Raw genomic sequence first — 9367 nt, 5'->3', positions numbered from 1 at the left:
TATGGACGGCGGGGTGTTCCAACGCTTCTGCACTGGCGCTTGACAGGGGTATCTCTTCTATATTACCCACGAGTAACATTCGCGATAAAGAACGTGGGAGAGATGCGGTGACACAGGGCAAGCGAGCGAGGATCAAGGGGAGTGGAGACTAAGCGGCTCCGCGCCTCTTGCATTGGGGCGGCAGTTCGCTGGTTCAGAGCATGCCTGTATCGAGACGCTTCCGGCACATGATGTTTCGTGGGAGAAATAAATGACCGAGGCGAGCGTCCCGAGGAGTGACGGGTTAATCGATGCCGGGCGAGTCATCGACGAGGCTCCGCTCGGCGGATTCCAGTTCCGGATCTTGGCGATCATTACGGCGGTCATGGTGCTCGAGGGTGTCGATATTCAATGCATCAGCTTTGTTGCGCCCGCCATCATTCGCGATTGGGGGATCGCGCCCGCAGCTTTTGGAATCGTCTTTTCGGCTGGATTGATTGGAGCCTTGGCTGGCGCGGCACTTTTCGGGCCCTTGGGAGATCGTTTCGGCCGCAAGCCGGTAATATTACTCGATATCGTCCTCTTCACCATTGGCGTCGTTGCGACACCGTTTGCCTGGGACGTCACCAGCCTGGCGATCATCCGCTTTCTCACCAGCGTCGGCCTCGGCGGAGTGACGCCGAATGCGATCGCGCTGATCGCCGAATATGCGCCGGCGCGAGTCCGGGCGCTTCTGGTCGCGATTGTCGCGACGTCGCCGCTTGCCGGGGGCATGATTGGGGGGATCGCCAGCCGATGGGTCATCCCCGCCTTCGGATGGGAGTGGGTTTTCTATGGCGCGGGAATCCTCAGCCTTATGGTCCTGATCCCCGCCATGCTTCTCCCGGAATCGGTCCGTTATCTTATCGCGAAGGGCCGAACGGGCAGCGAGACAGCGGCGCTTGTCGCACGGCTCGACCCTGCGGGTCCCTACGACGACAATAGCCGCTTTCTCGGAGCGCAGAAGGCCGCCCGGCCCGGCAATGTCGCCGATCTCTTCCGTTCCGGCTTTGGCCCAATCACGCTGCTGCTCTGGCTCGGCGTCGCGAGCAACCTGTTTATGACCGTGCTCCTCATTTACTGGCTGCCGCTTCTGCTGGAAGCACAAGGCATTCCGACAGGCACTGCGATCATCGCCACCTCCTGGCTCAATGGCGCGGGCATTGTGGGCGGGGTTGCGCTGGCATATCTTGTCGATCGCATCGGTGCGCCGCGCGTTCTCGTCACTTCTTCGATCATTGCGTCTCTTGCCGTTCCCCTGATCGGCGTGGCGGCTCCCAATGCTGGCCTTGCGATCCTGTTTGTCGTCCTGTCGGGTTTCTTCGGGTTAGGGGCTTATGCCGGACTCAACATTATCGCGGCGAGTGTCTACCCGGTGCATATACGCGCGGCGGGCGTCGGTTTCGCGGCCTCAATAGGCAAGGCGGGCGCGGCAGCGGGGCCATTCGCGGCCGGAACCGTACTGGCATATGACTTGCCGATGACCAGCATCTATGTGCTTGCCGGGTGTGCTGGACTGGTCTCGACGCTGACGATTGTCGCGATCGCGCGCTGGCGTCATGATCCGGGTGAGGGCTGATCCTGGTAAAGCCCGCGAGGCGCTTGAGCGTTTCCAAGGCGTGATGCGTCTTGATATGCCCGGCATCGGTGCGAGCCTTCCGCACCTGTTCCGATTTCGAAAACAGAAGCTGTGCCTGCCGGGGCCGACACATCTTGCAGTGATAGTGGTTGCCCAAGGACTGCGCTCGAAGATGCTCGGCTGTCCTACCCCGTTTGGGCATCAGGGTTTCGGGCGTTAGCCCGAAACCCTTGGAGCTCTCTCAGGTTCAAAAGCGGGTCGTGGCCTGGAATAGGACCTGGCGTCCCCGGTTGGGTATGCCTCGCAACTGGATGGTCGTTCCCGGCGTGACTGGTGAGCCGGGCTTTTCCGCGATGTACGCGGCATAAACCTTGTCGGTCAAATTGCGCCCGATCACCGCGAACTCCCACCGGTCGTCATTCGATCCGACCCGTACGCTAGCATCGAACAGTCCAAACGAAGGCTGAATGCCGGCGGGATTCCCATTGTCGATGACGAAATATTTGGAACTGTAGCGGGTGCTGCCGCTCATCCCCGCCTTCCACCGGGACGACATGGGAATGCTGATGTCGAAGCCGGCATTGCCCGTCCACTCCGGTGCGCGGGAAAGCGGAGCCCCCGACAGATCCTGCGAGAAGGTTCCATTGCCGTTGGGCACGTTACAACCGAGCGCGGCGGTCTGCCCGCCCCAGCACGCCGCGATATAGTCGGTATACCGGGCGTGATTATAGGCGATTGCGCCGTTCAGGGTCAGCCAGTCATTGGGCCGGGCGCTGAACTCCACTTCCGCGCCCTTGATCCGCGCCGACGCGGCATTGTTGATGCGGTAGGTGTTGAACGCCGAGTCATAAGATGTGACCTGGAGGTTCGAATATTTGTAAGAATAGATGCTGCTTGTGATCGTCAAGCGTCGATCGAACAACCTTGCTTTGATGCCGCCTTCAAAGCCATTGATCTTCTCGGATTTGAAACGGAGCGATTCCGAGGTGATGGTTCCCGGCACCAAATTCGTTCCGACGGAATAGCCGCCGGACTTGTAGCCTGTCTTATAAGCCACGAACGCCGTGAGATCGCTCGTCGGCCGCCAGGTCAGGGTCGCCTCCGGCGAATAATTGCCATCGGTGAAGCGGTCGGTAAACAGCTTGCCCTCCGGCGCCAGCAACGTTCCCGACAGCGGCGGGTGGGCGTAGGTATTCGACATCGACGAATCCTTGACCTCCCGGGTGTAGCGAACGCCGCCGGCGAACTCCAGTTGGGGCATGATATTCCAGATCAGCTGACCAAAGGCCGAATAGGTGTCGCCTTTCTGAAGCGCCGGCTTTTCCCACGTATGATATTTTCCCGTCGCCGGGTCCACCGGCACGAGTGCGATCAGCGCCGTGTTGAAAAAATCAAGCTTTGTATTCTGGTAATAGGCGCCGATCATGAAATTGACCGGGAAATCGAAGGTGGAGAGGAGCCGCAATTCCTGGCTGAAGGATGTGAAATCTTCGCGCTCCGACGCATCATATCCCATGTAGACGGTGCCGTCATAATTATCGAAATGTTCGTCCTTGCTTTTGTAGAGGCCGGTCACGGAGGTGATTTTGATATTGCCGGCATCGTAACTGGCCTGCAAGCTGCCCAGAAACATCTTCAGGCTCGTGTAGGGATTCTGCCGGGCAATCGGCCAATTGTCGGCATAGCCGTTCGGCAAGGCGCCATTCGAATATTTCCGGTCGAACTTGCAATCGCCGAAGGGGTCGACCGCAACGGCGGGGTTGCCTCCGTAGATGAGAACCGGGGTGGTAAACGCGCCGCAATCATAGAGTTGAAGGCCGGCAGCCGGACCGTCGTCGCTATATTTGGCTCCCGCGAGTTTCAACGTCGCGCTGAACGGGCTTCCGACCGGGTTATAGGCCAGTGTCACGCGGCCAACGAATTCCTCCTCGCCCGGACGCCGGGAAGCCGGCGCCTGCGGCAAGTTGTTCGGTCCCGCGAACGGGGAGGATGTGAGCTGGCCCGCCGTATTGCGGAGCCACCCGTCCATGTTGCGATAACGCACCGCGAGACGCGCGCCGAACGCATCGGACAGAGGGCCCGATACGCTGCCTTCCACGATCGCTTCGTCCGCGACGACTTCATATCCGGCACGCGCATAGCCCTCGAACTTGCTGGTCGGCGAAGCCGACGACAAGCTGACGACGCCGGCCGGGCTGTTCTTGCCGAAGAACAGGGCTTGCGGTCCCTTCATGACCTCGACCTGCGCCAGATCGAGCATGCCGAGCATCATGATGCGCGCGCGGCCTGTCTGAATGCCGTCGATATTCACCGACACGGCCTGATCGAAGCCGGGGTTGCCGAACGACGTTCCGATGCCGCGCAGCGAGAGGCTGCCGCCATTACCGTTCGGTGCTCGATCGATCGTCAGGGACGGAGCGACCTTGGTCAGTTCGCGCGTGTCGGTCGTCCCCTGTTTCATCAATTGCTCGCCGCTGATCGCACTGACCGCGACGGGCGCGGAGATCAGGCTTTCATTGCGCTGGCGTGCGGTGACGACGATTTCGCCAGTGTCATTCTGCGCTGACGGGGCGGCTGCTTTGGTCGTCTGGCCCGCAGCGGAGGACGACGCCATGAAAGCCGACGCCAGGGCTGTCGTGCTGAGAATTACGGACGTCCATTTTGTGATATATATGCGTTCGGTGATCATATTCCCTCTCCCATATTTATAGTATTCGTTATTTATTTTATATTTTTTGAATGAATTACTGCCTCTCGTTGAGGTGTCTCGACAAGACTATATTCAGTTCCGGATTATTTACTTTAATTTCTATAGAATTCTGGTCGATATGAGAATCAGTTAACTTTGAATAATCGAATTCTGGTAAATACCGTACGGCAGTTGAGCGTTTCCCAATCGTGATGGGTCAGCAGCTTAGTGCCTTGGTATGAGGCATGGAGATAATGCGCTTTGAGGTGATTCTACTTTGGAAAACTCGAATTCCGGATAACCGTTACGACGTACGGTGTCGCAGCTTTGACGATAATCCTTTGCGCTTCCGGTATTAAGAAGAACGCGAAACTCTTCCGTCCCTTCGCTGTTGCTGTTGAACCCTGTGATCCAGGATTTGACCCTGCCGATCAGCAATCCCGATTGCCGATCCCGTACAAGATCGGTCCAGGCTTGCTCGGCCGCGGCGGCAACGTCGACATAAGCGAAGCCATGGTCTCGCATGTAACCGAGGAGATCCATCACCCAGTCGACGCTATATTCCATGGCGGGAGTGAAATTGCCCAGCGAGGCAAGTGGGCCGCCTGGCATGAAGAAATTCGGAAACCCCGCCGCGTGGACGCCAAGGAACGTCGACGGACCGCTTTCCCATCGATCCTTGAGTTTGACGCCCCCTACGCCCCGGATGTCGATCCGGTTGAAACTTCCGGTTACTGCGTCGAAGCCGGTGGCATAGATAATCATATCGACCTCAAACTCGTCCCCGGTGGTGACGATAGAGGTGGGCGTGATCCGGTCGATGGGCGTTTCCGTCAGATCGACCAACTGGACATTGGCCTGATTATAGACTTCGTAATAGCGGGTCTCCAACGGGACGCGTCGCGTGCCGAAGCCGAATGTCTTGGGGACAAGGCGCTCGGCGACATCGGGATCGCGAACCCGCTCGCGGATCTTGCGGCGGATGAAGTCCGAAACGACGGTATTGGCCGCTTCGTCGGTTCCGATATCGTGGAAATTGGCCTTCCAGATCCCGATGCCGGGGTCATTATACAACTTCTCGAGAAAGACTTCGCGCTCCTCGTCAGCCAGATCGAAGATGCTGCGCGGGTCCGTGTCATACATGAACCAGCCGTTGCTGGACCGGCACGCAGCCGCGATTTCGGGATAACGCGCTTTAAGGGTAGGCTGTTCGTCGGCTGCGATCGGGGCGTTGTTCAAGGGCGCGCAATAGTTGGGCGTACGCTGAAAGACGATCAGCCGTTCCGCCGTCTTGGCGACCTCTTGAATGACCTGAACGCCCGTTGCACCGGTTCCGATCACCGCCACGCTTTTGCCTGCGAAGGATATTTCGCGATCTGGCCAGCGCGAGGTATGGCAGGTCTCGCCCGCAAAGCTGTCGCGGCCCGGAAAGGGTGGCAGCGACGGTAGGGTCAGGGGACCGACGGCGGCGATGACATACCGGCAAGTATATCGTTTGCCCTTGTCAGTCGTCACCGCCCAACCCTGTTCGTCCTCCAAATAGTGCGCAGCCGTCACCAGGTTGCCGAATCGAATATGGCGCCGAAGGTCGAACCGGTCCGCGACATAATTGAAATAGCGCAGAAGTTCAGGTTGCCCGGCAAAATGTTCCGACCAGTTCCATTCTTCCTGCAACGCGTTCGAGAATGTGTAGCCATAGGAATAGGCTTCGGAATCGAGCCGAGCACCAGGATAGCGGTTCCAATGCCAGACGCCGCCCACTCCTTCTGCCGCTTCCAGCGCCAGCACCCGGTAGCCCGCCTCCTTCAGCCGGTATAATTGGTAGAGACCCCCCATTCCAGCGCCGATGAGAACAACGTCATAATCAAAGCTATCTGCGCAGCCCCTCGTGCAAGCATCCTTCTCGTGGGTCATCCTCATCTCCCGCGCGAGGCCCTCGTCCTGCGGTCAATATATTACCCACGGGTAATTATGAGTCAATGACGAAAAGACCGCGAGCGGGGGGACGCAGTCAGGTGATCGGCATGCCAACGCCGCGCCAAGGACTTTGGCTTTCCGCTTCAGGAACCGCCGCCAGAACCCGTTCGCACTGGTTCCTCAGGACGCATGATCTGCTGAAAAAGAACGGCGCCGCTCCGGCCGGGACGGCGCCGTTCTTTTTATGATGCCTCGCCTGAAATCAGCGCGCGCGCATCCGCCGATCCGTCGAGCAGGCGGTTGACACGCTGGGCGACCTTCCATCCTTCATGGGTCCGCACCAACTGCCAGAGATTGGCCGAGGCGCGATGGGCTTCCCAGCTATCGCCGGCCTTCCGGAACACCACCGAATAGCTGCGCGCTGTTGCGCGGTCGCCGTCCAGATCGATGACCGGCGGACTCAGCACATGAGCGGCACCGCCATGGATCAGACCCTGATGGCTTTCCCCCTCCAGCAGCGCCTGGATCGCCGCGCGGCCCTGATAGCTGCCGAAGCCGCCGACTTCGTAGATCCCGTCCTCCGTCCAAAGCGACGCCGCGCCTGCGCAATCCCCGCCATCGGCCAGCGGACCGTAGCGGGCGATGAGGTCGCGAATAGCCTCCCGGTCCTCCAGCGCCGCCATGCGCGTCGCGAGGAGATCGGTCAAAGCTTCACGACCTTGCACTGGGGCACCGGATGGTCCGTTGCCTCGATCCAGCGCCACAGGCCCGTGCCGCTGCGATGGCCCGACAGGTCGATCCAGTTGCCATAGCCCGGATCGCGGTCTGCGCAGACGACCACGACGCTGCCGTCCTCCTCATATCTGGCCTGCGCGCCGTTGACCCAGACCTTGCGGTTCACATGGTCCATCGATTCCATCCACCAATTGTCGATCTGGAAATTCCAGAAACGGCATTCGGGCGGCTTTGCGGTGATGACCAGCGCTTCGTCGGGCGCGAGGTCATAATAGATATGACCGTACCAGATCTTCGGATCGCCGCCCGCGCGTTGATAGAAGGACTGTTCCTTCCCCGCATAGATGCGGTTGGGTTCTTCCATGAACCACTGGCTCCAGTCGGCGAAGGTGTTGGCCGTGCCGCGTACCCATGCCGCCGCGCCGTTGAGCTGCGCATCGATGGTTTCGGGGGTCAGGATGGCCGGCACCGCCGGTCCCTGGCTGATCCGTTCGATCATCACGTCGGCGGCCACTTCCGTCCGCTTGTCGTTAAAGGTCTGGCGGATGATGAGCAGCGTGGTGTCGTCCGCCATGGGCAGCCAGTTGCCCGGCTTTTCCGTCTTGCTGACGATGATCTCGAAACGGCCGTCGGGGCCGATCTCCATATCGGCCAGCTCGATCTCGCCGGTCGAGGCCATGGTGCCGTCGATCGCGTAGCGGTTCGCCTTCGACCCGATCGAGAAATAGGGGACGCTGTTGCGCGTGCCGGTGATGCGATAGTCGCGATCGCCGCGCACCACGATCTGCTGGTAGAGATTGTCGGGATTGTCGGCGCCGATCTTGATGGCGTCGTCGGACAGCAGGAAGATGCGCGGAAAATCCGGATCGCTGGAATCGACCAGCATGTTGAGCGCCGTGCGCGTCAGGCGCGAAAGGTAACGCAGCCCTTCGGCCTGGTCGATGGCTGTGCCGGGCGCATCGGGCCGGTCGAGAATCTCGCCCGCCTGCGCCAGCCTTTCGCAGAAATCCCGCCAAGTCGCGGAAAGCCGCACTTCCTTTGCATCTGCCATGGCCATCTCCTTATTTGCGTATGTTATTGACCATTTTAACGGATATTTACACGGCGCAGTCGAAATAATTTTTATGGAATGCGTAACATCAGGGGGCTGGAACAATCATGCAGGAGAGGGGGCATAATAGGCGTCCGAATGCCGGACATCATCACGCTGCCTCTCCGCCCGCGGCCACCCTGCCGACGGCGACGCGGCAGTCGCGCAGCTCGTAGCCGGTAACGAGCGGGTTCCAGCCAAGCCTCGGCGCCTGCTCCAGACGGAGACCCGGCACGCGCAGCAGCCTATTGAGGAAGATTTCCGCCTCCGCCAGGGCAACGCCCGCGCCCGGACAGCGATGTTCGCCGTCGCCAAACGCCATTCCCGCGCCGCCCACGCGCTCGGCGCGTTGGCGGTCGGGATCGAGCTTGAACGGGCAGGCGCCCACGGCCGCCACGTCGGCATTGGCGGAGCGGATGTCCAGTTCCACCGGTGGGCCGCCATCGGCAGGGCAGCGGTAGAGATAGCCGACCACCGGCTCCAGGCGCAGTATCTCCTCCAGCACTGCGATGCGTCCTGTCCGGTCGGCGGCCAGGAAGCGGGCGCGCAGTTCGGCATCGTCCAGCAGGTGCCACGCGGCCATGGTGATGAACTCGCGCGTCGTGACCATGCCCGCCGCGCCGTAAGTGAAGCATTCGACGAGGATGTCGCGCGGGGTATAGCCCTCGGCGATGAGGTGTGAAATCACGTCCTCGCGCGGGGCCTTGCGCCGCGCCGCGATGGCCGGGCGCACGTCGGCGAAGTGGAAGTGCAGCATGCGCCACTGCCCCTTCAGGAAGGCGGACATCGGGGCGAATCGCCCTTCACGCGTGGTCGTGCCGACCGAGAAGAACGCGTCGAGCCGCCGCGCCATCGCGCCGCGGTCGCTTTGCGTCAGCCCCACGATCTCGCCCGCGACGGCAACCGCAAGATCGAGCGCCATGGTATCGAGCTTTGCTTGCCCATCCCGCTGCAGACGCTCGATCAGCCGGTTGGCATGCTCCTCGATCAGCGGGCGATGCTTTTCCTCCACCACGCGCGGCGCGAAGAAACGTGCGGTCGCGGCCCGTTGGCGGCGATGTGCCTCGCCCGAGAGAAACAATATCGGCGGACGCGTAAGGCCGCCCGAGCGCTGGACCAGTTCGGCTTTGAATCCCGCTTGCCGCATCCCCGGCACGCGCAGGACTTCGCGCACTGCGGCGAAGCCGGTGACGCGACCTTCGGGCGATATGGGCAGCGCGCCCGCCCCGGCGACCGAGCGGCGGCGATCGGCATCTGCCTGCAGATTATCATGGACCGGACAGGAAACTGCTGGCATCGTTCACCTCCAGATATGACAAGTGACTGGTCATAAATAGGA

At 60.7% G+C, this 9367-nt stretch carries 6 protein-coding genes; 1 reads left to right on the top strand and 5 read right to left on the bottom strand.

Going from position 1 to position 9367, the window contains the following annotated elements:
- Positions 1 to 250: 250 nt before the first annotated feature.
- The gene (locus F7P65_RS20745) at positions 251 to 1597 is read left to right on the top strand and encodes an MFS transporter (protein ID WP_150295272.1); all 1347 of its coding nucleotides are present in this window, start codon (positions 251 to 253) and stop codon (positions 1595 to 1597) included.
- Positions 1598 to 1844: 247 nt separating this feature from the next.
- Here the strand turns inward: F7P65_RS20745 and F7P65_RS20740 are convergent, their stop codons facing one another.
- From F7P65_RS20740 to F7P65_RS20720, 5 genes are all read right to left on the bottom strand, one after another.
- Positions 1845 to 4211: a TonB-dependent receptor gene (locus F7P65_RS20740; RefSeq protein ID WP_205452211.1), complete on the bottom strand. Its 2367-nt coding sequence runs from the start codon at positions 4209 to 4211 to the stop codon at positions 1845 to 1847.
- 300 nt (positions 4212 to 4511) lie between these two features.
- Complete coding sequence (locus tag F7P65_RS20735; RefSeq protein ID WP_150295268.1) at positions 4512 to 6200, bottom strand: flavin-containing monooxygenase; 1689 nt, start codon at positions 6198 to 6200, stop codon at positions 4512 to 4514.
- 245 nt (positions 6201 to 6445) lie between these two features.
- Positions 6446 to 6910 (bottom strand): nuclear transport factor 2 family protein, encoded by a 465-nt coding sequence (locus tag F7P65_RS20730; protein ID WP_240334422.1) that lies wholly within the window; start codon positions 6908 to 6910, stop codon positions 6446 to 6448.
- On the bottom strand, positions 6907 to 7989 hold the full coding sequence (locus F7P65_RS20725) for a DUF1214 domain-containing protein (protein WP_150295266.1): 1083 nt from the start codon (positions 7987 to 7989) through the stop codon (positions 6907 to 6909). Before F7P65_RS20725 ends, F7P65_RS20730 begins: the two co-directional genes overlap by 4 nt.
- 151 nt (positions 7990 to 8140) lie before the next feature.
- Complete coding sequence (locus tag F7P65_RS20720; protein WP_205452209.1) at positions 8141 to 9325, bottom strand: cytochrome P450; 1185 nt, start codon at positions 9323 to 9325, stop codon at positions 8141 to 8143.
- Between the last annotated feature and the right edge of the window lie 42 nt (positions 9326 to 9367).

It is taken from the genome of Sphingobium estronivorans (assembly GCF_008692605.1).
Taxonomy (GTDB): Bacteria; Pseudomonadota; Alphaproteobacteria; order Sphingomonadales; family Sphingomonadaceae; genus Sphingobium; species Sphingobium estronivorans.
Note: the sequence above shows the minus strand (reverse complement) of the source record. Positions and strands in the feature narration are given on the sequence as shown.